Source organism: Ruegeria sp. H3 (assembly GCF_056533095.1).
On sequence record NZ_JBQFOD010000011.1, the window covers coordinates 144,014 to 166,524 of the forward strand.

At 57.1% G+C, this 22,511-nt stretch carries 22 protein-coding genes and 1 tRNA gene; 13 read left to right on the forward strand and 10 right to left on the reverse strand.

The window, feature by feature from the left end; all coding sequences use genetic code 11:
* Positions 1 to 4: 4 nt before the first annotated feature.
* From ACR0JE_RS14250 to ACR0JE_RS14280, 7 genes are all read left to right on the forward strand, one after another.
* Entirely contained in the window at positions 5 to 820 is an 816-nt protein-coding gene (locus tag ACR0JE_RS14250) for a citryl-CoA lyase (RefSeq protein ID WP_480864626.1), read from the forward strand.
* Complete coding sequence (locus ACR0JE_RS14255; protein WP_480864627.1) at positions 810 to 1,997, forward strand: Gfo/Idh/MocA family protein; 1,188 nt, start codon at positions 810 to 812, stop codon at positions 1,995 to 1,997. Before ACR0JE_RS14250 ends, ACR0JE_RS14255 begins: the two co-directional genes overlap by 11 nt.
* Complete coding sequence (locus ACR0JE_RS14260; RefSeq protein ID WP_480864628.1) at positions 1,987 to 2,661, forward strand: hypothetical protein; 675 nt, start codon at positions 1,987 to 1,989, stop codon at positions 2,659 to 2,661. Before ACR0JE_RS14255 ends, ACR0JE_RS14260 begins: the two co-directional genes overlap by 11 nt.
* Positions 2,654 to 3,844: a Gfo/Idh/MocA family protein gene (locus tag ACR0JE_RS14265; protein ID WP_480864629.1), complete on the forward strand. Its 1,191-nt coding sequence runs from the start codon at positions 2,654 to 2,656 to the stop codon at positions 3,842 to 3,844. Before ACR0JE_RS14260 ends, ACR0JE_RS14265 begins: the two co-directional genes overlap by 8 nt.
* Positions 3,845 to 3,997: 153 nt before the next feature.
* The gene (locus ACR0JE_RS14270) at positions 3,998 to 4,912 is read left to right on the forward strand and encodes a sugar phosphate isomerase/epimerase family protein (protein ID WP_480864630.1); all 915 of its coding nucleotides are present in this window, start codon (positions 3,998 to 4,000) and stop codon (positions 4,910 to 4,912) included.
* Entirely contained in the window at positions 4,893 to 6,302 is a 1,410-nt protein-coding gene (locus ACR0JE_RS14275) for an aldehyde dehydrogenase family protein (RefSeq protein ID WP_480864631.1), read from the forward strand. The genes ACR0JE_RS14270 and ACR0JE_RS14275 overlap by 20 nt, the downstream gene beginning before the upstream one ends.
* The gene (locus tag ACR0JE_RS14280) at positions 6,302 to 8,083 is read left to right on the forward strand and encodes a thiamine pyrophosphate-binding protein (protein ID WP_480864632.1); all 1,782 of its coding nucleotides are present in this window, start codon (positions 6,302 to 6,304) and stop codon (positions 8,081 to 8,083) included. Before ACR0JE_RS14275 ends, ACR0JE_RS14280 begins: the two co-directional genes overlap by 1 nt.
* Positions 8,084 to 8,530: 447 nt before the next feature.
* Here ACR0JE_RS14280 and ACR0JE_RS14285 read toward each other — a convergent pair whose 3' ends face one another.
* From ACR0JE_RS14285 to ACR0JE_RS14295, 3 genes are all read right to left on the reverse strand, one after another.
* A complete protein-coding gene (locus tag ACR0JE_RS14285; protein ID WP_480864633.1) occupies positions 8,531 to 9,043 on the reverse strand; it encodes an N-acetyltransferase family protein in 513 nt (170 codons plus the stop codon).
* The gene (locus ACR0JE_RS14290) at positions 9,040 to 9,594 is read right to left on the reverse strand and encodes a helix-turn-helix domain-containing protein (protein ID WP_480864634.1); all 555 of its coding nucleotides are present in this window, start codon (positions 9,592 to 9,594) and stop codon (positions 9,040 to 9,042) included. The genes ACR0JE_RS14285 and ACR0JE_RS14290 overlap by 4 nt, the downstream gene beginning before the upstream one ends.
* A gap of 119 nt (positions 9,595 to 9,713) precedes the next feature.
* Positions 9,714 to 10,730 carry a Fe(3+) ABC transporter substrate-binding protein gene (locus tag ACR0JE_RS14295; protein WP_480864647.1) on the reverse strand — a complete coding sequence of 339 codons (1,017 nt, stop codon included), beginning with the start codon at positions 10,728 to 10,730 and terminating at the stop codon, positions 9,714 to 9,716.
* Positions 10,731 to 10,954: 224 nt separating this feature from the next.
* On the opposite strand from ACR0JE_RS14295, the gene ACR0JE_RS14300 reads away from it, so the two are divergent.
* Positions 10,955 to 11,446: a GNAT family N-acetyltransferase gene (locus tag ACR0JE_RS14300; protein WP_480864635.1), complete on the forward strand. Its 492-nt coding sequence runs from the start codon at positions 10,955 to 10,957 to the stop codon at positions 11,444 to 11,446.
* 82 nt (positions 11,447 to 11,528) lie between these two features.
* On the opposite strand, the gene ykgO is transcribed toward ACR0JE_RS14300, so the two are convergent.
* Positions 11,529 to 11,654: a type B 50S ribosomal protein L36 gene (ykgO, locus tag ACR0JE_RS14305; RefSeq protein WP_008755722.1), complete on the reverse strand. Its 126-nt coding sequence runs from the start codon at positions 11,652 to 11,654 to the stop codon at positions 11,529 to 11,531.
* 88 nt (positions 11,655 to 11,742) lie between these two features.
* Positions 11,743 to 11,817, reverse strand: a tRNA-Val gene (locus ACR0JE_RS14310).
* Between the two features lie 149 nt (positions 11,818 to 11,966).
* Between ACR0JE_RS14310 and ACR0JE_RS14315 the strand changes: the two genes are divergently transcribed.
* Positions 11,967 to 12,821 (forward strand): N-formylglutamate amidohydrolase, encoded by an 855-nt coding sequence (locus tag ACR0JE_RS14315; protein WP_480864636.1) that lies wholly within the window; start codon positions 11,967 to 11,969, stop codon positions 12,819 to 12,821.
* 3 nt (positions 12,822 to 12,824) lie between these two features.
* Here ACR0JE_RS14315 and ACR0JE_RS14320 read toward each other — a convergent pair whose 3' ends face one another.
* Both ACR0JE_RS14320 and pyrF read right to left on the reverse strand, forming a co-directional pair.
* Positions 12,825 to 14,078: a DNA polymerase IV gene (locus tag ACR0JE_RS14320; protein WP_480864637.1), complete on the reverse strand. Its 1,254-nt coding sequence runs from the start codon at positions 14,076 to 14,078 to the stop codon at positions 12,825 to 12,827.
* A 350-nt stretch (positions 14,079 to 14,428) separates the two neighbouring features.
* Positions 14,429 to 15,133, reverse strand: coding sequence for an orotidine-5'-phosphate decarboxylase (gene pyrF, locus ACR0JE_RS14325; RefSeq protein ID WP_480545152.1), 705 nt, complete (start codon positions 15,131 to 15,133; stop codon positions 14,429 to 14,431).
* 143 nt (positions 15,134 to 15,276) lie between these two features.
* Here pyrF and ACR0JE_RS14330 point away from each other — a divergent pair, with 143 nt between their 5' ends.
* Together ACR0JE_RS14330 and clpB are read left to right on the forward strand one after the other, a co-directional pair.
* A complete protein-coding gene (locus ACR0JE_RS14330; RefSeq protein WP_480545151.1) occupies positions 15,277 to 15,594 on the forward strand; it encodes a hypothetical protein in 318 nt (105 codons plus the stop codon).
* Between the two features lie 123 nt (positions 15,595 to 15,717).
* The gene (gene clpB / locus ACR0JE_RS14335; protein ID WP_480864638.1) at positions 15,718 to 18,336 is read left to right on the forward strand and encodes an ATP-dependent chaperone ClpB; all 2,619 of its coding nucleotides are present in this window, start codon (positions 15,718 to 15,720) and stop codon (positions 18,334 to 18,336) included.
* Positions 18,337 to 18,453: 117 nt separating this feature from the next.
* Here clpB and ACR0JE_RS14340 read toward each other — a convergent pair whose 3' ends face one another.
* A complete protein-coding gene (locus ACR0JE_RS14340; RefSeq protein ID WP_480864639.1) occupies positions 18,454 to 19,053 on the reverse strand; it encodes an NAD(P)H-dependent oxidoreductase in 600 nt (199 codons plus the stop codon).
* A 154-nt stretch (positions 19,054 to 19,207) separates the two neighbouring features.
* A complete protein-coding gene (locus ACR0JE_RS14345) occupies positions 19,208 to 20,023 on the reverse strand; it encodes a cyclase family protein (protein WP_480864640.1) in 816 nt (271 codons plus the stop codon).
* A 221-nt stretch (positions 20,024 to 20,244) separates the two neighbouring features.
* Here ACR0JE_RS14345 and msrP point away from each other — a divergent pair, with 221 nt between their 5' ends.
* The gene (gene msrP / locus ACR0JE_RS14350; protein WP_480864641.1) at positions 20,245 to 21,147 is read left to right on the forward strand and encodes a protein-methionine-sulfoxide reductase catalytic subunit MsrP; all 903 of its coding nucleotides are present in this window, start codon (positions 20,245 to 20,247) and stop codon (positions 21,145 to 21,147) included.
* On the opposite strand, the gene ACR0JE_RS14355 is transcribed toward msrP, so the two are convergent.
* The gene (locus ACR0JE_RS14355; protein ID WP_480864642.1) at positions 21,141 to 21,539 is read right to left on the reverse strand and encodes a DUF2306 domain-containing protein; all 399 of its coding nucleotides are present in this window, start codon (positions 21,537 to 21,539) and stop codon (positions 21,141 to 21,143) included. The two genes, msrP and ACR0JE_RS14355, sit on opposite strands and share 7 nt — an antisense overlap.
* Positions 21,540 to 21,595: 56 nt before the next feature.
* Here ACR0JE_RS14355 and msrQ point away from each other — a divergent pair, with 56 nt between their 5' ends.
* Positions 21,596 to 22,219, forward strand: a complete 624-nt coding sequence (gene msrQ, locus ACR0JE_RS14360) for a protein-methionine-sulfoxide reductase heme-binding subunit MsrQ (RefSeq protein WP_480864643.1) — start codon at positions 21,596 to 21,598, stop codon at positions 22,217 to 22,219.
* Positions 22,220 to 22,511 lie beyond the last annotated feature (292 nt).

Below are 22,511 nucleotides of genomic sequence, written 5' to 3' on the forward strand. Positions count from 1 at the left end.
GCAGATGACAGACGATGAGCGCGCCGTTCGCCAATGGTGGCGTACCTCCATCATCGACATGAAACCCGGACAGATCTCTTTTCGTGGCAACGCCATAGAGGACCTGATCGGAAACGTATCTTTCCCGCAGATGATCTGGCTTATGGTGCGGGGCGATCTACCCAGCGACGCGCAAGCGCGCCTGTTCGAGGCTGCTTTGGTCGCAGGCGTGGACCACGGCCCGCAGGCTCCCTCGATCGCGGCGGCGCGTATGGCTGCGACCTGCGGGGTAGGTCTCAATAATGCGATGGCGACTGCGGTGAACATGCTGGGCGACGTGCACGGCGGGGCAGGCGAGCAGTGTGCAGAGCTGTACTATGATATCGCAGTCCGCATGGACGCGGGACGTTCGCTGAATGACGCTGTTCGGGATGGCTTGGACAGTTGGCGCGAGACCTACGGCAAGATCGTATCGGGCTTTGGTCACAGGTTTCACAGGCCTGTGGATCCACGCGCACCACGATTGATGCAACTTGTTCGAGATGCGGCGGCAGAAGGCACGGTTTCTGGCCGCTTTGCCGATATCGGAGAAGAGGTGCAGGCCGAACTCGGCCGTCAACGCGGCGGACGGCCCATTGCCATGAATATTGATGGCGCGACAGCTGTGATCTTCTGCGAGCTTGGCTTTCCTGCGCCCTTGTCGCGCGGGTTGTTCTGCCTGTCCCGTTCGGTCGGAATACTCGCCCACGCCTGGGAACAGATGAACCAGGGTGGCCGCAACAAAGGGCCGATGCCCCCGAATTACTTACCCCTCTACGAAGACAGGAATGATGACAGGTGAGACATCGAAATCCTTCCGGGTCGGCCTTATCGGCTGTGGTCGTATCAGCGATATTTATCTAAAAACACTATCCAAATTCTCAAACGTTGAGGTCGTGGCTTGCGCAAGCCTTGATCCTTCGGAAAGCCGCACCAAAGCAGATCAATACGGTATCGCCAAGTCCTGTGCGCCAGATGAGGTGTTCAATGATCCGACGATCGACTGCGTTTTGAATCTGACGATTCCGGCGGCGCATGCGGAAATCAGTTTGCGCGCGTTGGAGGCGGGCAAGCACGTCTATTCCGAGAAGCCGCTGGTTATGAACCGAACGGATGGAAGGGCGATCGTGCACATGGCCTCGGAAAAGGGGCTGCTGGTCGGCTGCGCACCCGACACGTTTCTGGGCGGTCGCTGGCAGACCGTTCGGCGCTTGATCGATGAAGGTGCCATTGGCAAACCGACCGGGGTTTTTGCCCATGTCGGAACCCACGGCACCGAACGACATCATCCCAATCCGGATTTCTACTATCAGGCCGGTGGCGGGCCCTTGCTGGACCTTGGGCCATACTACCTGACGGCGATGGTCTGTTGCCTTGGCCCCGTTGACTGCGTCGCCGGAATGGCGCGACGCACGTTCGACAAAAGAATGATCGAAAATGGCCCGCGCAACGGTGAATGGATGGATGTCGAGGTCGACACGCACTCCCTAAGCTTGCTTCAGTTCTCATCCGGAGCCATAGGGTCGATGACCATGAGCTTCGACGTCTGGGACAGCGAAACGCCTCGGTTCGAGATCTACGGTGAAAACGGCACCATCAGCATTCCTGATGCTGACCCGGTTCATGGTGCCAATATCTTTCAAGGGGATGTCTGGCTGAAAACGCGGGACACCTCGCGCTGGTCTCATCAACCTCGTCCAACCGGTCGCGAAGACTGGCAGGTGGTCGAAAACAAACATGGCTTCAATGAAGACAGTCGCGGGATCGGCCTTTTGGATCTGGCCCTGGCGGTACAAGAAGGACGCCAACCCCGTGCAAGTGGAGCGCTCGCCTACCACGTTTTCGAGGTCATGGACGCGATCGAACGGGCGCCGAAATTTGGCGCCTATCAGACGATAGAAAGCCGTTGCGCGGCTCCGGAGCCTTTGCCGGTCGATTTCCTTAACGATGAGAGGAAGGAATTGGTTCATGCCGATTGAGACACTCGACTTTGCTCAGCCATTCTTTCGCGTCCAGCACATAACTGACGAGCGCAGAATTTCTATCGTGGGTCGCGCCATCGTCCTTAACCTTGGGGGGCTGGATATCTCTCTCGAGGATCAGGCCGTTGCACCACTTTCGTCTGTTATCGTGCAAGACAGCTCACTCAAAGGCGTAGAACGCGCAGTAATTGTCCACGGTTTCGACGCCCATGCCGATGAGAACGAGTTGTTCGCATGGGTGAAAGATACATGGCCATCTGCTTTTGATGTTCGCCAAGAGGAGCGTCTGCGCGGTGTCAGCCACTACATGTCGCCAAAGGTCTTCGTGGGTAACGTTGGACTGACCATGTACCACTCGGGCTCGGTGCCGCTGAATGTCGGATTGCACAAAGACCATCCGTTCTGCCCGGTGCCGGGGTTTCGCGAAGTGCATACGCAAATCGTAGGCTTTGGCAAAATGCAGCAATGCCGCGAACGGGATGTTGAAACCCTTTACCTCGAAGAATTCATGGCCCCCGGCGCGACCCACAAGCCGATGTATGACGACGAAGGCAACTATCCCTGGCATCAATACGAGACGATTACCCCCAGCATCTTCATGGCGGTGGAAATACTGCCGGAAGGCGTACGGGTCCCGGAAATGGAGGTTCAGAATGGCTGAGAGACTTTTACCCGAAGACCTGAACTTTGACGGACCTTTCCCCCGGCTGTCTCGCCGTTTGAGGCTGGGCGTTGTTGGTGGTGGGCGTATCTCTGTCACGCAAGCAACGGCTGCGCGGATGACCGACCGGTGGGAGGTCGCCGCAGGCGCGCTCAGTTCTGACGCTGCGCGCAGCAAGGCGCGCGGGGCTGAGTGGTTCCTGCCAGCAGACAGGTGCTATGCGTCCTTCGATGAGATGGCAAAGGCCGAGGCGGCACGGCCTGATGGCGTGGACGCGGTGATGATCACCACCCCGAACCACGTTCATTTCGACGCGGCCAATGCCTTTCTGGAGGCGGGCATTGACGTGTTGTGCGACAAGCCCCTGACCAACGAAGTGGCCGAGGCCGAGGGGCTTGAGGAGATTACCGCGCGCACGGGGCACATCTTTGCTGTCGGTTATGCGATGTCATGTTTTCCGGTGATACGGCAGGCCAAGCAGATCGTGGCCGACGGGGGCATCGGCAAAATCAACCAGATCCATGTCGAGTTCATGCAAGACTGGATGACGCCCGAAGATGTGGCCGATGCGCCTCATGTAAAGTGGCGGCTGGACCCCAATATTTCTGGTCCAACCAGCTGTGTCGGCGATATCGGCACCCATGCCGCGCATCTCGCCAGTTTTGTTTCCGGCCTGCCCTTGACCGACCTGCGGGCCGAGTTTCATGTCTGCGGCGCGCCAAAGCCTTTGGAAGACACGGTGTTCATGTTCACCCGTTACCAAAATGAAGTCCCCGGAACCTTGATGGCAACACGCCTTGCCCCCGGAAACCGGGGTGGGTTGCGCCTGCGCATATTCGGGAACGAAGGAGGCCTCGAGTGGGACCTAGAGAACTCGGAGCGGCTGAAATTCAATCGGTTTGGTGAACCGGATCATATCATCAGCCGAGGTCTCGGGCATGGTATCGGACCCGGCGCAGAACGTTTGATCCGTACCGCGCGCGGCTTCCCTGAAGGGATTATCGAAGCCTGGGCCAACCTCTATACGGAACTTGCGATGGCCGTAGCCGCGCGTCGGGATGGCGTAACCGTTCCGGCCGATTGGCTTGCTTATCCCAGTGTCGAACAAGGCGCAGACGGTGTTCGATTCATCGACGCCTCTGTGCGCTCTCACCAGTCCGGAGGGGACTGGGTCACTCTCTAAGGGTCTGCCTACACGAATGTAATACACGCCCGGGCCGTTGCCCGGGCGTTTTCATTTCCTGTTAAGTATTAAAGTTGATATTTTAAAAAATATCAGATATTTTTGACTACGTGTGATGAATTTTAGATTCGCAGACACGTGGAGCTGTCGTTCATGGTGAAACCCGAAGAGGCTGGCGCAAGCCCCTCTCTCTATTCCTTGGCGCATCTGACGCTGATTGGCTGTACGCCGCCCGAGTTGGTCTATATCGCCGCACGGGCCGGTTACGATGCCGTCAGCCCCCGGTTTATTCCGATGCATGTGCCCGGTGAATTCACCCAATCCCCAATCGACAAGGCACAGGTGAAGGCCACCAAAACGGCTCTCTCTACTACCGGATTGAAGGTCCTTGATGTCGAGCTTGCACGCATCACCGAAGATGTCGATCCACGCAGTTTTGAGCCTTCTCTTGAGATTGGCGGGGAGTTGGGCGCCAAACGCATGATTATGAGCGCGTGGACAAACACCCGCGATGATCGTGACTTTCTGATAGACGTCTATTCCGAAACCTGCGAACTGGCAGCGCCCTACGGATTAACGGTGGACTTGGAGTTCCCGAGCTTCTCCCGCTTGCGCACGCTGGATGAAGCACTGGACATTGTCCGCGCCTCTGATCAGCCCAACGGGGGTATTCTGGTCGATACGCTCTACCTGCACCTCAGCCGCGTAGATCTTGGTGAGCTGTTGCACGTTCCCTCGGACCTGTTTCACTTCCTGCATATCTCTGATTGCCTGCCCGGCATCGCCGATACGCGTGAGGGCATGATCCAGTTGGCCCGTGATGCAAGGTTGTACCCCGGCGAAGGCTGGATTGACTTCACCGGCATCATCGAACGGATGCCACCCGTCGACTACTCCATAGAACTGCCCAACCAAAGCCGCGTTGCCGAGTTGGGATATGAAGAACACGCGCGTCGCTGTCTCAGCCACGCCAAGCGAACATTCGGCGAGGCGCGGTCACAGCGCCGCATGCCCGATGCAGCAATTCTAAAACACCAAGAGGATCATCATGGGCAAAGAGCTCACTGAAAACGACCGACAACTCGCGGTCGATATGCTGGCGCGCGCCCGCGCTGCCATGGCCGAGATCGAGGATTGGGATCAGGACAGGCTGGACCGCCTGTCTCAGGCAATTGCGTGGTATGCTGGGAACGAGAAAACCTTCACCCGGCTGGCCCAGCAAGGCGTGGACGAGAGCGGTATCGGAGATCGCGAAGGCCGCCCAGCGAAGCGCTTCAAGATTCACATGGTGCTGCGAGATGTCTTGCGCACACCCTCGACCGGCATCGTCGAGGTTGATGAGGAAAAAGGTCTGGTGAAATATGCCAAACCTGCTGGCGTCATCGCCTCCCTGATCCCGATGACCAACCCGGCAATGACTCCACCGGTGACCGGCGTGTCCGCCGCAAACGCCCGGAATGCGGTCATCTTCAGCCCGCATCCACGGACCGCACATACGACATTCGAAATGGTCGAGGTCATGCGCGCAGCCTGTCGAGCCGCCGGTGCCCCCGAAGACCTGTTCCAGTCGATCCGCAAACCATCGATCCCGTTAACACAGCACCTCATGGAGATTTGTGATCTGACTCTGGCAACGGGTGGCAAGCCGATGGTCAAAGCGGCCTACAGTTCTGGGCGCCCGGCCTATGGCGTTGGCGCGGGCAATTCGTCCATCGTCATCGATGAAACCGCCGATCTGGACATCGCCGCGCAGAACACACGCATTTCAAAGACTTCCGACTTTGGGTCGGGCTGCTCGGCTGATGGCAATATCATCATCCAGCGCTCGGTTTATGACGATATGGTCAAGGCTCTGGAAGCCGAAGGTGGATACCTCTGTTCGGACGAAGAAACGGCGATGCTCGAAGCGGCCATGTGGGATGAAAAGGGAAACCGTACGTTTCCGACCATCGCCTGTCCGCCGCAGCAAACGGCCAAGGTCGCCGGTTTTAGCATCCCCGAAGATCGCAAGTTTCTGATGGTTGAAAATCAGGGGAAAATCGGCCCGCAGCACAAGTTCTCCAAGGAAAAACTGACTACTCTGATGGCGCTTTATCACTTTGACACGTTCGATGACGCGCTGGAAACGGTCAGCCAGATTTATAGCACCGGGGGCAAGGGCCATTCCTGCGGCATCTACAGCCACAAAGACGATCACATCGACCGGTTGGCGCGTCTGGCTCCGGTCAGTCGTATGATGGTTCGACAGCCTCAGTCTAAGGCCAATGCGGGTGCCTGGACCAATGGCATGCCCATGACCAGCAGCCTGGGCTGCGGCATCTGGGGCGGTAACATCACCAATGAAAACGTCACCATGAAACACATGATGAACTACACTTGGGTCAGCCGTCCCATCCCCGAGGATCGCCCCTCGGAGCCGGACTTGTTCGGTGAGTTCTACGGACAGGAGGTCGCGTGATGGACGGAGCGAAACTGGACGGCAAAACCGTCGCCGAACATATCGTTGATTTCCTCGAACGCCGTGAGGTCAAGCATGTATTTGGCCTGTGCGGGCATACGAATATCGCGGTTCTGGCCGCTTTGGCCGAAAGTCCAATTGATTTCGTCACAGTGCGGCACGAACAAATCGCCAGCCACGCGGCGGACGCTTACGCCCGCGTGACGGGCAAGGCCTCGGTGGTGTTGTCACACCTCTCCCCAGGTTTGACAAACTGTGCCACCGGGGTCGCCAACGCGGCGCTGGACTGTATCCCGATGGTCGTGATTGCGGGCGATATTCCTTCGCACTACTACGGCAAACATCCACATCAGGAAGTAAACCTGCACGCAGATGCGGCCCAGTGGGAAATCTATCGCCCCTTTGTCAAACGTGCTTGGCGGGTGGATCGCGCCGACCTGATGGCCGAAATCTTGGAAAAGGCGTTCCATCTGGCTGAAAGCGGCCAGCCCGGACCGGTACTGGTCAATGTCCCCATGGACATCTTTTCAGAGGTGATCCCCTCGGACAGTTTCGACCGTATTCGCGACAACACCCGCGCGCTCAAGAAACCGTCGATTGACGACGAGACAGCGGGCGAGATTGTCGAAGCGTTGGCTAAAGCCGAAAACCCAGTCGCTTATGTCGGGGGTGGTATTCTTCTGGCACAAGCCAGCGAGGAGTTGCGAGAATTTGTTGAACATATGGGCCTGCCAGTCGCGCATTCCCTGATGGGTAAAGGCGCGCTGCGGGACGACCACCCGCTCGTGCTGGGAATGACCGGGTTTTGGGGCACCGAGCTGGTCAACCAGTCCTGCCTGAATGCCGACTATATCTTTGCCGTAGGCACCCGGTTCAAAGAGGCTGATTGTTCCAGCTGGTATCCCGGCTATACGTTCAACATTCCCGGATCGAAGGTCATTCATATCGACATTGAGCCGCAGGAGATCGGTCGGAACTATCCCACTGAGATTGGGGTCGTTGCTGACGCCAAGGCCGCATTGCGCGTCCTCAACCGGGTCGCCCGCGAGATGTATCCGGACGGCTTCAAGCACCCCGTGCTGGAGCAGAAGATCGCTGACTTCCGGACGGACTTCAAAGCGCGCAACGGGGAAATGGCGACCTCATCGGCCTTTCCGATGATGCCCGAACGTATTCTGGCAGATACTCGCAAAGCACTGCCCGAGGATGCCATCATCACCACGGACGTAGGGTGGAACAAAAACGGTGTCGGACAGCAATTCGATATCCTGACCCCCGGCTCAATATTGACCCCTGGCGGGTTCGCTACGATGGGTTTTGGCCCTCCGGGCGCGATCGGCGCGAAGCTGGCAGCACCTGATCGAGTCGTACTAAGTTTGGTTGGCGATGGTGGATTCGGTCAAAATCCGTCGATGCTGGCAACAGCAGTCGAACTTGATTTGGGTATCATCTGGTTGGTTATGAACAATAACGCTTTCGGAACTATCGCGGGTCTCCAAAAGGCGCACTACGGTCTGACTTACGGGACTACGTTCCCCGGATCAGCCAGCGCACCCGCAAACGGACCGGGCTATGCTGAAATTGCTCGTGCCTACGGTGCAGAGGGACACAGGCTTAGCGCTGCCGACGAACTGTTGCCCGCACTGGAGGTGGCAATCGCCTGTGGCAGGCCAACCGTGCTCGATGTGCCTATGATCAACAACCCAACACCAACGACCGGACATTGGAACATCTTGGACATCTATTCGCCAGACAGGGATGTTTCGCACGTCACGACCTAAACATTCTGCGCGAGGCACGCTCCGCACGGGAAGTGCTTCGCGCGGCCCTGACCTGATTTCATGCTCGGAGAAATGATTTAAGAAACGTCAGTCTGCCTTGCCTGAAGCGTGTTGCGTGATGAATCGATTCAACCACCGCGCAAGTGCATAGAAATATCATAGAGTTGCCTTTTCTTGTTCGGGCCGTTCAGGTGTTAAATTAAGTAAGTGGCTTCGTTTGTGTGTCTCGCAAAACGACATTGTTTCCTTCCTTGGGGGGTCACGAGCGAGATTGGGCCGCGAATTATTGTGGGTATCCGGCGCGAATTTCTTTAGGCTGCCGCCCGCAGATTTCTACAATGATTTTGATAAGTGGCGCGAACGTGTTCGTGGTCTCCTACATGCGTGGGGTGGGCAGGATCGGTTCCTGCCCCGCTTTCTAGCGCTGATCGAACCTGACGCAGTGTGCTACCTCAGGTCTTTGTACATATAGGTGGTGGGCTCCAGCGTGGGCTCAAACGGGTTGCGGCAATAGTTTGGGATTTCTCCGGCGATCTGAAAACCCATGCTCTTGTAGAGCAGTTTCGATGGGTCAGTGCTGCGCGTGTCCAGAACCAGAAGGGTGCGGCCAAGTTCGCGGGATCGGTCCATGAGCGTGTCCATCAATGCGCGTGCCAACCCGCGCCGTCTGGCGCTCGGGTGAACCAGAAGCTTGGCAACATCGGCGCGATGCGGCTGATTTGGCATGTTGGCTGGGATCAGTTGTACCGTACCCAAAATACGACCAGCATCGTAAGCGACAAACAGGTCCAGCGCGTGTAGGTCCGGCCGCACTCGATTGTGCCAATAGCTGCGCGCGTCTTCCATCGAGAAGGGTAGAACAAATCCGATGCTCGCTCCGGTATGGACACAGGCATGCAGAATATCGGAAAGGTCATCGACTGCGTCATCGAAATAGTCGTCCGAGAGTCGTGTGATCATATCAGCACCAGTATATAGCGCGCGCCGCGCGCTGCCGTGGTTTCAAATCGCGTCGGGCCAGACAGGTGATAACGCAGGCAATCACCACCGCTAAGGTCGTGCGTGATGCCATCCACCGTGAGTGTCATCACTCCGTCCAGTACAATCAGATGATGTTCCTGACCTGGTTTTGACGGAGCTTCATAACGGATCACGGTGTCGCGTGGCAGGTGGCACTCTAGTACTTCGCCACTCAGCCCGGTGGACGGCGGTGAGACGGATCGGCGCGTATAGCCGGTTTCCGGATCGCTCCACTCTGTTTGCCTTTCAAGTGGAACCTTGGGGTCGAAACTGTCTTCGACCATCATCAGCAAGCGCGACATGGGCAGGCCGTAGGCGTTGCACAAACGGCCTAGGTTTTCAGCCGTTGGGCTGACATCGCCCTTTTCCATGCGCGACAGGGTTGCCCGGCTGATGCCGCTGTGTCCGGCCAGTTGATCGAATGACCAGCCACGGCCTTGGCGTAGCTCACTTAGTCGGGTTGCCAGGCGGGTTGAGAGGGAATCCAGCATTGTCCATATAGTAGAAATATTCTCGATAATGAGAATAGTTGCAGATATATATAGATATAGCAACGAAAAAGGGCGCAGAAAAATCTGCGCCCATTGCAATCTACCAGAGATCAGTTGGTTTATTTCCAACCGACTTCGTTAAAGATCTTCTGTGCTTCTGGTACGTTTTTCGCAACGGCAGACAGGTCAACGTCGTCGCCCCTGAAGTCACCCAGTTCTGAAACCGAAGCCGAAATGGCAACGCCTTCAACCGCCGGGTATTCGTCGTTCCCGGCCGAGAAATACTGCTGCGCCTGATCGCTTGCCAGATACTCAAGGAACATGATGGCGTTATCCTTATTCGGAGCGTTTGCTGCAACACCACCACCGGAGAGGTTCATATGCGCGCCATTGCCGTCCTGGTCTGGGAAGACCCAGCCGATCATGTCACGCTCGGCGGATACACCATCCACGTCTTTGCGAATGGCACGGGCGAAGTAGTAGGTGTTGGACATCGCGATGTCACACTCACCTGAAACGATCCCGCGCAGCTGGTCGGTGTCCCCGCCTTGGGGATCGCGTGCGAAGTTCGCAACAACGCCTTCGGCCCAGTCTTTCGCGGCATCTGCACCAGCATGCTCAATGATCGCGGCCAGAATGGTCTGGCTGTACACGTTGGTGCCGGAACGGATGCAGACCTGACCCTTGTATTTCGGGTCGGCCAGATCGGCGTAGGTTTGCGGCGGTTCGCTGACGTCGTTCTTGTCATAGAACAGGATGCGTGCACGCTGTGAGAAGCCAAACCACTGGTTGTCGCTGTCTTGCAGGTTCGACGGGATACGCTCTTCCAGAACTGCGCTGTCAATCGATTGCAGAACACCTGCATTCTTGGCGCGTTCCAGGCGCGAAGTGTCAACGGTCAGCAGGATGTCTGCTGGCGAGTTTGCACCTTCGGCTTCCATACGCGCGATCAGTTCGTCGGCCTTGCCTTCGATGCGGTTGATCTTGATGCCGGTCGCTTCTTCGAAGTCGGAATAGAGGCGTTCATCGGTATCGTAGTGGCGCGACGAATAGAGGTTCAGTTCACCGTCTGCAGCGGCGGAGGTGGCAATCAGCACTGTCATGGCTGCGGCGATACAGGTCGAGGATTTCAGCATAGTGTCTCCCAACATTGAAATTCTTGGCGGTTCATAATCCGACTGAAATTGTCAATTAAACGATTCTGGGTAAGATGCAAGAAAATCCGACTAAAATAGTTGGTCACATGGTCGCGGGTTCGACCCATCAGATCATTGGGTTACCTGTCGGTGATTCTCAAGAGATGGACACAGACCTCAGTGCGCTGTTTGCTGATGCAGTGCCTCGGGTGTAGATTTCAGAAATGACCTACCGTCTGGAGAACGCCACCAAAGAATGGGTTGGGCAGATCGCAAGGATCTGGGAAACCGGCTGGCATGACGCGCATGCTGATATCGTGCCTTCCCGCCTTCGTGCACTGCGTACTAAAGATAGTTTTTTGGAGCGCACGATGGAGAACCTTCTGGATACCCGGATTGCTGTCAACGGTTCCAAACTGCTTGGGATCTGCATGATAAAAGAGGACGAGCTATATCAGATGTATGTGTCGCAACAGGCGCGGGGTTCAGGTGTCGCTCAAGCGCTTATTAAAGACGCCGAAAGCCGGATCAAGGCTGCCGGTCACAAAATGGCTTGGCTGGCCTGCGCAATGGGCAACGAACGCGCAAGCCGGTTCTATGAGAAGACAGGTTGGGTCAAAGCTGGGCAGCGGGTTGTGAATCTCGACACCTCGGAAGGCGCGTTCCCAATGGAAGTGTGGCGTTTTGAGAAACAGATGACGGCCGGATTGGATTAATAGTTCAGGCAGCAAGTGGCGTTTCAAAACAAAAAAACCGCGCTCAACGGCGCGGTTTCTTCGAAATCTATAAGCGCGGTTCTCAGCCCTGGCGAGCTTTGAACTTGCGCTGCGTCTTGTTGATCACGTAGACGCGGCCTTTGCGACGCACAATCCGGCAATCGCGGTGCCGGTTCTTGAGCGAGCGGAGCGAGTTCTTGACCTTCATGGTCTGTCTCCAATCTGCGGCGCCTTCATCAAAGACGTGGCCAGCGCCTGGGTTAGTCGGGGTCCCGGAAACCGGAACAGTGAAACGATGGTGGGCGGTACAAGGATCGAACTTGTGACCCCTTCGATGTCAACGAAGTGCTCTACCGCTGAGCTAACCGCCCACGTTCCCGTCACGATGCCTACCCCATAACGAAATGGGGCGCGGATCACCGCGCCGGTAGCGGGGTCTATAAAAGGAGTCGTTCAGGGGTTCAAGGGGTTTGGTAGAACAAATTTCCGGTCTATGTTGAGCAACAGCAATGGAGGGGCTATGGCGAACGCAGCCTTTATACTGGACATGCCCGAGAACCGCAGTTCGAGTGTGGTGTTTTCGTCGCCTCATAGCGGGCGGGACTATCCACTGGCGCTGTTGGACCGTTCGGTTCTAAGCCCAAGGGCGATCAGATCTTCTGAGGATGCCTTTGTAGATCAACTGTTTACACCGGCCTCCGAATTTGGCGCGCCGTTGATCCGGGCCGCTATGCCTCGCGCCTATCTGGATTTGAATCGCAGCGCAGAGGAGCTTGATCCCGCCTTGATCAGTGGCGCGCGCCGCCAGGGGCACAATCCGCGCGTCGCGTCCGGACTGGGGGTGATTCCCCGCGTCGTGGCCAATGGTCGGGCCATTTATCGGGGCAAGCTGACCATGGATGAGGCGCGATTGCGGATCGATAGCTATTGGCGGCCTTATCACGCGCGGCTGAAATCACTTCTGGCCGAGTCGCATGAAATGTTCGGGCAGGCCATCCTGATCGATTGCCATTCGATGCCGCATGAGGCCATCGCCGGGGCAGCGCATGAGAACCGCCCCGAGATTGTTCTGGGCGATCGATTTGGCGCGTCTGCTTCCGGCCAGATCGTCGATCAGATTGAAGCCGCCTTTGCCGCAGCGGGTCTGAACGTAGCGCGTAACGCGCCCTTTGCTGGTGCTTATGTTACTCAGACTTATGGTCGGCCTGGTCGCCAGCAGCATGCCATCCAGATCGAGATTGATCGCGCTCTTTATATGGACGAGGATAAGATCGCCCCCAACGCAAACTTTATGGCTTTCAGCAAACTACTGCGTCAGGTCATTGCCGAGATTACCAGTGTCGGCGCACGGCCTCAGCGGCTGGCGGCCGAATAGACCTCAGCGCAGGGCGCGGCCCTTGACGATGGCGTTGGTGCCAAAGCGTTCACGAATTTTGTCCGTTGCGCGCTCGGCCTGCGACCGGCGTGTGGCATCGGGGTCCAGCAAATCGCTTGAAATGTCAGCCTGATCTGCTGGGCACAGATCTGAAAGCCCACAACCCAACAGCCGATAAGGACCCTCATCCCCGACCTGATCAAACAGACCGCGCGCGGTGCGGTAAATCCGGTCCGCGATCTGGGTTGGATCGCGCAGCGAGACCCGACGGGTTATGATCTTGTGGTTGGCTTTCTTGAGTTTCAGTGTCACGACCCGCCCGGCCAAATCCTTTGCTTTGGCTCGGTCAGACACTTTCAACGCCATGCGCCAGATATGCCCGTCCAGAATATCGATGCTGGCTGTATCTTCAAAAAAAGTGGTTTCGTTACTGATCGATTTCATTGGCTCATGGGCCGACACGCGCCGCTTGTCCTGACCTCGTGCCAGATGCCACAGGCGATACCCCATCGAACCAAACCGGGCCGTCAACGCTTCTTGATCCCAGCGCAACAAATCGGAAAAGCTGCGAATACCAGCGCGTTCCAGCGATTCCTGTGCTGCCGGCCCGATGCCCCAGATCAGACGCACGGGTTTGTCATGCAGAAACTCGGCTGTCTCGGCTTTCCCGATCACCGAAAACCCCCGCGGTTTGTCGAGGTCCGAGGCGACCTTGGCCAGAAATTTATTGTGGCTCAATCCGATAGACCCTGTCAGGCCCAGTTCATCCTTCATGCGTTTGACAAGTCGTGCCAGCATGACCGCGGGTGGCGCGCCATGCAGGCGCTCTGTGCCGGACAGGTCCATGAATGCCTCGTCCAAAGACAAGGGTTCCACAACCGGCGTCAATTCGTCCATCATCTTGCGAATTTCGCGCGATACTTGGACATAGACCGACATACGCGGGCGGATCACCTCCGCGTCGGGGCAGAGTTGCAGGGCCTTGAACATCGGCATCGCCGAGCGCACGCCCCGGATACGCGCCACGTAACATGCGGTCGACACCACGCCCCGTTTGCCGCCGCCGATGATGACGGGTTTATCCGCAAGTTCCGGATTGTCGCGCTTTTCGACCGAGGCATAGAAAGCATCGCAATCCATGTGTGCGATAGACAGACCAAATAACTCCGGATGCGACGTGATACGCGGGCTGCCGCAAGAGGGGCAACGCGTTTCGTTGTTAACTGTGGTCAGGCAATCTCGGCAAAGACCGGGCATACGCGTCCTCGGGCGTTCCGCGAATGGATGAGGTGTTCTTTATATCACCGATTGATGGCGATCAAAGGGCTGACATCTTGCCCGGTTTTCGAAAAGAAGACCCCCCGCGCGTGAGCGGGGGGAGGTAACGAACCTCAGGAAGAAACGGTTCGTTGGGGAGTATTACGCCCCCAAGACTCACCGAAATCGCAATATTTAGATAGTTTCTAACCGTCGGGCCCAAAACTTGCCGTTAGCTGTGTGTATTTTGGACAACAGCGTGAGTTCGACCGAAGCGCTCAAAAATTGACGTAAGGTCAAGTTAATGAACGGAATTGTTGATCCAAACTGGATTCGATTCCCAGGGGCGCCTAGTGGCGTGTCAAAGAATTTAATTCGTTAAGCACAGCCTGGGCGGCAGCTTTTGGGTCGTCCGCTTGGTAGATCGGGCGCCCGACAACGATATGATCGGCCCCATCCCCAATTGCGCTGGCGGGTGTGGCAACCCGCTTTTGATCCCCCAAGGCGGCGCCCGCAGGTCGCACGCCGGGAGTGACGATCAGGCGGCCTTCGGCCTGCGGCAAGGCGCGGATCAGGGCGGCCTCTTGCGGGCTGGCGATGACACCATCCGCCCCGGCCTCCAATGCCCTGACCGCACGTTCGACGACCAGGTCCTGCACGTCGCCCGCTTTCAGCAGGCTAGCATCCAGATCAGCGCGGTTCAGCGAGGTTAGGATGGTTACCGCCAAAATCTTCATGTCCTTGCCCGAGGCCCCTTCCTTTGCTGCGCGCACCACATGCGGGTCGCCGTGAACAGTCAAGAAATCCAGATCAAATTGCGCCAGCCCCCGCACGGCGTTTTCGACCGTGTTGCCGATGTCGAACAGCTTCATGTCCAGAAAGATGCGCTTGCCGTGGTCCTGTTTCAGCTCATTGGCCAAAGCCAGCCCGCCACCGGTCAGCATCCCCAATCCGATCTTGTAAAAAGACACGCTGTCGCCCAGCCTTTCGGCCATGGCGAGCCCTTGCAGGGCGTTCGGAACATCAAGGGCTACGATCAGGCGGTCATCGGACATAGTGGGGCGCTCCTTTTTGGCAAACGTCTGCGTCCTAACGGTTTCGGACGCGGCTGTCCATCTGCGATGCCGGGCGCGCCGGGTTTCATTCTGTGCTAACCTGTCTGGCATAGAACACGCGAATTCAATGTAAGGGACAGAATATGAAGAAACTGGTTTTGCTGAGTGTGCTTGTTGCGCTGGTGGCATGTGATGAAACCCCGCCTGATGCGCCAGAGGTCGGGGCGGCCCCTGCACCCACAACGGACGACCTTCGCCTGGTGGGTGGATATCGGTCAGAAGATGACTGGTGCCAGTTGACCGGAGAGACCGCGTTTACCATCGATTTTCTTGATCACACGGCGGATCTTGTGTCCTGCCCAACCGGCAGCGCAGCGGCGCAATCGTTGGTGGATGAAACCGGGGCTGTTCAGGTGGCAGAAACCGGCGGGTATACTGTTTATACAATCCAGCGAGAGTAGCGATTTCTGCGGTTCAGCCTCTTGAACCTGCAAAGATATCTCCCAGATTGAATGTGAGGCCCAGATCGACGCGTGCCGCCAAGCGGGCGCATCATACCGGGGCGCTTTTAGAAGGAGAATGCTATGGACTTGAACAAGTTCACCGAGCGGGCACGTGGATTCGTGCAAGCGGCGCAAACTATTGCATTGCGCGAAGGGCACCAGAGGCTGGAACCCACACACATATTAAAGGCATTGATGGATGACGATCAGGGGCTGGCGAGCAACCTGATCACACGTGCGGGCGGCGCGCCCAACCGCGTGGTGGAGGCACTAGACGCTGCGATGGGAAAAATCCCTAAAGTCAGCGGTGACGCGAGTCAGATTTACATGGACGGCCAGACCGCCAAGGTTCTGGACGAGGCCACCAAGATCGCCACCAAGGCGGGCGATAGCTTTGTGCCCGTGGAACGGGTGCTGATGGCGCTCTGCATGGTCAAATCCAAAGCCAAGGACGCTTTGGAGGCCGGGGCAGTATCTGCGCAGAAATTGAACGAAGCCATCAATGATATCCGCAAAGGCCGCACCGCGGACAGTGCCTCGGCGGAAGAGGGCTATGACGCGCTGAAGAAATACGCGCGCGATCTGACCGAGGCTGCGGCCGAAGGCAAGATCGATCCGATCATCGGTCGGGATGAAGAAATCCGCCGCTCAATGCAGGTTCTGTCGCGCCGTACCAAGAACAACCCGGTTCTGATCGGGGAACCCGGCGTTGGTAAAACCGCGATTGCCGAGGGCATGGCCCTGCGCATCGTCAACGGCGATGTGCCGGAATCGCTGAAGGACAAGAAACTGCTGGCGCTCGACATGGGTGCGCTGATCGCTGGTGCAAAATACCGTGGTGAATTCGAGGAACGCCTCAAGGCTGTTCTGACCGAAGTGACCGAGGCCGCGGGTGAGATCATCCTGTTCATCGATGAGATGCACACGCTGGTTGGTGCTGGCAAATCCGACGGCGCTATGGATGCCGCGAACCTGATCAAGCCTGCGCTTGCCCGGGGTGAGCTGCATTGTATCGGTGCAACCACACTGGACGAGTATCGCAAATACGTTGAAAAAGACGCGGCCCTTGCGCGCCGGTTCCAGCCCGTTGTTGTGGCCGAACCCACCGTCGAGGATACGATCAGCATTCTGCGTGGCATCAAGGAAAAGTATGAGTTGCACCACGGTGTGCGCATCTCGGACTCGGCGCTGGTCTCGGCGGCGACACTGTCGCATCGCTATATCACCGACCGCTTTCTGCCCGACAAAGCCATTGACCTGGTCGATGAGGCGGCGTCGCGTCTGCGGATGGAGGTGGATTCCAAGCCCGAGGAACTCGATCAGTTGGATCGCCAGATTCTGCAGATGCAGATCGAGGAAGAGGCGTTGAAGCTTGAGGACGATGCGGCATCAAAAGATCGTCTGGAAACCTTGCAAAAGGATCTGGCCGATCTGCAGGAACAATCCGCAGAGATGACGGCTCAATGGCAGGCCGAGCGTGACAAGCTGGCAGGCGCGCGCGATCTGAAGGAACAGCTCGACAAGGCTCGGGCTGATCTGGAAATCGCCAAGCGTGAAGGCAACCTCGCCAAAGCGGGTGAGCTGTCCTATGGCGTCATCCCCGAGCTTGAGAAAAAGCTGACCGAGGCCGAAAACGCCGAAAGCAACGCCATGATGGCCGAGGAAACGGTGCGTCCGGAACAGATCGCCAGCGTTGTCGAACGCTGGACGGGTATCCCGACCTCGAAAATGCTGGAAGGCGAGCGCGAGAAACTACTGCGGATGGAAGACGATCTGCATTCCCGCGTGATTGGTCAGGATGCCGCCGTGACCGCCGTGTCCAACGCCGTGCGCCGTGCGCGTGCGGGCCTGAATGACGAGAACCGCCCGTTGGGCTCGTTCCTGTTCCTCGGCCCGACTGGTGTGGGGAAAACCGAACTGACCAAGGCCGTGGCGAACTTCCTGTTCGACGACGACAACGCGATGGTGCGCATCGACATGTCCGAGTTCATGGAGAAACACGCCGTCGCCCGTCTGATCGGTGCCCCTCCGGGTTATGTCGGCTATGACGAAGGCGGTGTGCTGACCGAAGCCGTGCGGCGCCGGCCCTATCAGGTCGTGCTGTTCGATGAGGTCGAAAAGGCGCACCCGGATGTGTTCAACGTGCTGTTGCAGGTGCTGGATGATGGCGTGCTGACCGATGGTCAGGGTCGTACCGTGGACTTCAAGCAGACGCTGATCATCCTGACATCGAACCTTGGGTCTCAGGCGCTGAGCCAGTTGCCCGAAGGTGCGGACAGCGCGCAAGCACGGCGGGATGTAATGGATGCGGTCCGGGCGCATTTCCGGCCCGAGTTCCTGAACCGTCTGGACGAGACGATCATCTTTGACCGGCTCAAGCGGGCCGACATGGATGGTATCGTCGATATCCAGATGGCGCGTCTGCAGAAACGTCTGACCGCCCGCAAGATCGAACTGGCATTGGATGATGGCGCAAAAGAATGGCTGGCCGACGAAGGCTATGACCCAGTCTTTGGCGCGCGTCCCTTGAAGCGTGTGATTCAACGTGCCCTGCAGAACCCTCTGGCCGAGGCGCTGCTGGCCGGTGAAATCAAGGATGGCGAAACCGTCCCGGTCTCAGCCGGAGCCGATGGTTTGATCATCGGTGATCGGCTGGGCACATCTGAACGGCCCAGACCGGATGATGCCGTGGTGCATTGATCAAACCTAAATCAACAGAAAGACCCGCTGCGTGAGCGGGTCTTTTTTTGCACCTAACGCTGTTGAATGCCTGACCTTTAGCGCCCGACTGGAGTTTGAGGTATCGTTGTGAACCCATCAAGACATGGTCTGCCGAGGTGCCGGCAATGTCTGTCCAGCGCGGTAGCTTTGTTCCAAAAGTGCTTCGCGACGCTCTTTCGATCCTGTTGATCCATAGAGCATTTCCAGCTTACGGGGCGAAAACCCGAAATACCCAAAGGTGCCTTGTGTCCAGAGTGTCTCTATCGCGTTCAGATATCCGGCGTCTTCCATTTCGTCGGACCTTGCCCCAGCAGGTATAAGCAAGACACCTGATCTGGGTCGTTGTAGCGATTTTTCGCGATCGTCCAATTGATCATAGGCCCAACCCCAAGACCAGACGCGATCAACCCAACCCTTCATCATCGACGGCATCCCCCACCAAAAAAGTGGAAACGCGAGGCAGATGGCATCCGCGCGCGAGATCCGCGCTTGCTCGGATCTAATATCTGCGAGTGGCGCGGATGCTTTGTCCCCCTCTATGTCCGCCATGGACCAACGCGGATCGAAGCCCTCGGCATGCAGGTCAGCAAATTCAGTTGTGTGACCGGCTGCATTGGCCCCATCCATGAACATCTGTGCTGCGGCGGCGGTAAATGAGTTGGGGTCTGGATGATCGACGACGGTCAGCACGTGCATGAACGGGACTTTCTGATGAAATTGGTCTTCCAAAGGCACTGTGATTGCTCAAGGTACCTTTAGGTCAAGCACAAAACTGGCAGCTGAGTGGGTCAACGCAACAAAGGCTCACCGACAAGGCGAGCCTTTGATGTGGTATTTCTGATTGTCGCCTTCAAACCAGCGCAAATATCCGCGCGGGCCCTCCCGTGCCGCCTTTGTGTTTCGGCGCGCCGATAACAAGCGTGGCCCCTGCAGCGGGGACGCGGTCAAGGTTGGCCAGACACTCGATCCCGAACCGGCCCGAAGGCAGCCATGCGTAGTGAGTGGCGAAATCGGCGGACATGCCATGGTCCAGCGACAGTGTATCCACCGCAATTGACCGCGCGCCGGTGTCTTCCATCAGCATTTGTGCAGCCTCAACATGGAAGCCGGGATAGTGCTGTGCCTCGCCATCGAAGTTCCGAAACTCATCCGTTGCGGTTTTGCTGCCCCAGCCAGAATGCATGGCGACGCAGGCACCATCCGGAATGTCTCCGTTCGCGGCGATCCAGGCCTTTAGGTCGTCTGGTGTAACGCGGGTGTCGGCATCCTCGGCAGCGCGTGCGGCGATATCCACCACGCACAAAGGCGCAACCAGATCGCTTACCGGGATTTCGTCGACCGATGTGCCATCCGCCGAGAAATGCAGCGGCGCATCTATATGTGTCCCGGTGTGTTCGTTGATCGACAGATTGAACAGGTTGAACCCATGGTCGGCGAAGTTAAACGCCTGCTCAGCTGAGATGCCGGGCTCACCGCCCCAAGTTGGGAAATCGGGGCTGAGCGTATGAGTCATATCCTCAACCCCGCCATGACCTGCAGCCAAAGCCGCCGGCGCGCTTACTCCGGTTGCAGCTGCGGCCACGCCTGTGGCTGCCGCGGCTTTGAAGAAGTTTCGCCGCGACAGCATTTTGTCTTTAACGGCATTCATTACGCAGATGTCACACATATGAAGTCTCCCTGTCAGCATTTTCAGACACGCGCCGCAGATCGGACTGCGACTCGCTTACTATACCTAAACCTGCCCAACTGACCTGAATCTTATGCAATGGAGGGTCGGGTAGGGGCGAAAGTTACAGCGACTTCGCTCAATCGTGACGCTTGTTTCCTTGGCGCTGTGCTATCAGGGCACTACGTCACACATGACGCTGATACAGGACGGAGACCCAAATGGCGCATCGCTGGACCAACACTTTGACACATGCCGATGTCACCCCTCGGGCGGCATTTCTGAACCGGCGGCAACTGATGGCCGGGTTGGCAGGTGTCGGGCTGGCTGCCATGGCCCGGCCCGCAGCGGCGCAAGAAGCCCTTGAGCCCAATACTTGGGAAGAGATCACCAGCTACAATAATTTCTACGAATTCGGAACCCGCAAGGATGACCCGGCCAAATACGCGCATATGCTGGTGACCGAGCCGTGGAGCGTTCAGATTGACGGTCTGGTGGACCGCCCCGGCGAATACGGGTTTCAGGACATTCTGTCCGAGATGACGATCGAAGAACGCATCTATCGATTCCGCTGTGTCGAGGCCTGGTCAATGGTCATCCCCTGGAATGGCTTCGAATTGGCGGACCTTTTGAACATGGCAGGTGTGCAGGAGGGCGCGAAATATGTGGCGTTCGAAACCGCCTATCGCCCCGACGAAATGCCCGGTACTCAATTCCCGATCCTGGACTGGCCCTACCGTGAAGGTTTGCGTCTGGACGAGGCGATGCATCCGCTGACGATCATGGCGACTGGCATTTATGACCGGCCGATTCCAAACCAGAACGGCGCGCCTTTGCGACTGGTCGTGCCGTGGAAATACGGGTTCAAATCCATCAAGTCGATTGTGAAAATCACCCTCACCGAAGATGAGCCGCCCACCAGCTGGAACATGTCCAACGCGCGCGAATATGGGTTCTACAGCAACGTGAATCCGAATGTGGATCACCCGCGCTGGTCGCAGGGATCGGAACGTCAGATTGGCGGCGGGTTGTTCTCCAAGCGCATACCCACACTCATGTTCAATGGATATGAGGATGAGGTGGCCAGCCTGTATGAAGGTATGGATCTCAAGGAGTTCTATTGACTAAAGAAAACAGCGTGCATCACCCGTCCGGGCAGGAATGTAAAAGCGCCAGCGCCGATCAAGGCTCCGAAAAACAGCAGCGTCATTCCTGTTTTATGAGCCTTGATATGGCCCTGCCGTGCTTCCCGGACGCCCATGAACAGCCAGTACAATGTCGCTATCGACAGTATATGGATAAAGCTGAAGAGACCTATGGTGCGAATGTCATGTATCCAGAAACTGCTAACTGCAACGACGGCCATCAGCGCGACCCATATCCGCCCCAGAATTCGGTGATGTGCACGGCCTTTTGGAAGCACCAGCTGGGCAATCCCCAATATCAGCGCCGCAATCGCAAACACAGCGTGGAGCGTAACGACTGGTCCGGCAGAAAGGAGCGGTTCAAGGGACATGGTTTCTCCGTCATAATGCAGCCAAGTGCAAATGCCGCGACCGTAGGACAATGTATATGAAGGTGAAAGACTCTCTCAACGCGTTCCTGCGTCGTATCCCTTCCGGGCTTGTATATGCGATTGGTGCCACCTGGGCTGTTTGGGTGTTCTATCTGGCCCTGACTGGTGGGCTGGGGGTCGAACCGATCGAGGCGCTGGAACATGAGTTTGGCGAATTGGCGTTGCAGCTGTTGATCTTGGGTCTGGCCATCACTCCACTTCGTCTCCATCTTGGCCTGAACCTGATCAAGTTCCGCCGGGCGATTGGGGTTTTAGCCTTTGCTTATGTCACGCTTCATTTGCTGGTCTGGCTGGTGTTGGACGTTCAACTGCCCAGCCAGATTTGGGCCGACATTATAAAGCGCCCCTATATTACGGTCGGCATGGCCGGGTTTCTTCTGTTGCTGCCTTTGGCCATGACGTCAAACAACTGGTCGGTGCGCCGTTTGGGTCAGCGCTGGCGTAAGCTGCACAAGCTGGTCTATCCGGCAGTCCTGTTGGGTGGGGTGCATTATATCATGCTTGCAAAGGGCTTTCAGCTCGAACCGCTGCTGTACCTTCTGGTGATTGTCGGCCTTTTGGTTTTGCGATTGCCGATGTCAGGGCTGCTGTCTCGTACAAGGCAAGCCGATTCCACCTGAGTTTAACCTGAGTCTGTGGGTAACCTCGTGCATAACGCGTGTTTGGTGTTGATCCTGGTTGGAAGACACAGAGTATTGTGCTTTTAACTCAGGTTTGAATCTTACTAAGACATTGTATTATTTGTATAAATATGACTTCTTCAGTTTTTTGATAGATTTCTGAATTTTCTGCTTGCGGCCCTGATCGCTAGACCTTAGAACCCCCTTCACCGGCGCAGCTGAGGTTGTTGTTGGGACGCTAGAGATGGCGGAGACGGGCCGGAGAGACGGTTGAGACGCTCGGGAGAGACCG

Excerpts from the sequence above, each read along its gene's own strand:
- ACR0JE_RS14295 (WP_480864647.1), bottom strand. The coding sequence starts at position 10,730 with ATGCTGAAATCCTCGACCTGTATCGCCGCAGCCATGACAGTGCTGATT.
- ykgO (WP_008755722.1), bottom strand. The coding sequence starts at position 11,654 with ATGAAGGTCAAGAACTCGCTCCGCTCGCTCAAGAACCGGCACCGCGAT.
- pyrF (WP_480545152.1), bottom strand. The coding sequence starts at position 15,133 with ATGTCCGATGACCGCCTGATCGTAGCCCTTGATGTTCCGAACGCCCTG.
- ACR0JE_RS14320 (WP_480864637.1), bottom strand. The coding sequence starts at position 14,078 with ATGCCCGGTCTTTGCCGAGATTGCCTGACCACAGTTAACAACGAAACG.
- msrQ (WP_480864643.1), top strand. The coding sequence starts at position 21,596 with ATGAAGGTGAAAGACTCTCTCAACGCGTTCCTGCGTCGTATCCCTTCC.
- msrP (WP_480864641.1), top strand. The coding sequence starts at position 20,245 with ATGGCGCATCGCTGGACCAACACTTTGACACATGCCGATGTCACCCCT.
- ACR0JE_RS14345 (WP_480864640.1), bottom strand. The coding sequence starts at position 20,023 with ATGTGTGACATCTGCGTAATGAATGCCGTTAAAGACAAAATGCTGTCG.
- clpB (WP_480864638.1), top strand. The coding sequence starts at position 15,718 with ATGGACTTGAACAAGTTCACCGAGCGGGCACGTGGATTCGTGCAAGCG.
- ACR0JE_RS14260 (WP_480864628.1), top strand. The coding sequence starts at position 1,987 with ATGCCGATTGAGACACTCGACTTTGCTCAGCCATTCTTTCGCGTCCAG.
- ACR0JE_RS14330 (WP_480545151.1), top strand. The coding sequence starts at position 15,277 with ATGAAGAAACTGGTTTTGCTGAGTGTGCTTGTTGCGCTGGTGGCATGT.
- ACR0JE_RS14285 (WP_480864633.1), bottom strand. The coding sequence starts at position 9,043 with ATGATCACACGACTCTCGGACGACTATTTCGATGACGCAGTCGATGAC.
- ACR0JE_RS14340 (WP_480864639.1), bottom strand. The coding sequence starts at position 19,053 with ATGCACGTGCTGACCGTCGTCGATCATCCAGACCCCAACTCATTTACC.
- ACR0JE_RS14290 (WP_480864634.1), bottom strand. The coding sequence starts at position 9,594 with ATGCTGGATTCCCTCTCAACCCGCCTGGCAACCCGACTAAGTGAGCTA.
- ACR0JE_RS14250 (WP_480864626.1), top strand. The coding sequence starts at position 5 with ATGACAGACGATGAGCGCGCCGTTCGCCAATGGTGGCGTACCTCCATC.
- ACR0JE_RS14265 (WP_480864629.1), top strand. The coding sequence starts at position 2,654 with ATGGCTGAGAGACTTTTACCCGAAGACCTGAACTTTGACGGACCTTTC.
- ACR0JE_RS14280 (WP_480864632.1), top strand. The coding sequence starts at position 6,302 with ATGGACGGAGCGAAACTGGACGGCAAAACCGTCGCCGAACATATCGTT.
- ACR0JE_RS14300 (WP_480864635.1), top strand. The coding sequence starts at position 10,955 with ATGACCTACCGTCTGGAGAACGCCACCAAAGAATGGGTTGGGCAGATC.
- ACR0JE_RS14275 (WP_480864631.1), top strand. The coding sequence starts at position 4,893 with ATGGGCAAAGAGCTCACTGAAAACGACCGACAACTCGCGGTCGATATG.
- ACR0JE_RS14270 (WP_480864630.1), top strand. The coding sequence starts at position 3,998 with ATGGTGAAACCCGAAGAGGCTGGCGCAAGCCCCTCTCTCTATTCCTTG.
- ACR0JE_RS14255 (WP_480864627.1), top strand. The coding sequence starts at position 810 with ATGACAGGTGAGACATCGAAATCCTTCCGGGTCGGCCTTATCGGCTGT.
- ACR0JE_RS14315 (WP_480864636.1), top strand. The coding sequence starts at position 11,967 with ATGGCGAACGCAGCCTTTATACTGGACATGCCCGAGAACCGCAGTTCG.
- ACR0JE_RS14355 (WP_480864642.1), bottom strand. The coding sequence starts at position 21,539 with ATGTCCCTTGAACCGCTCCTTTCTGCCGGACCAGTCGTTACGCTCCAC.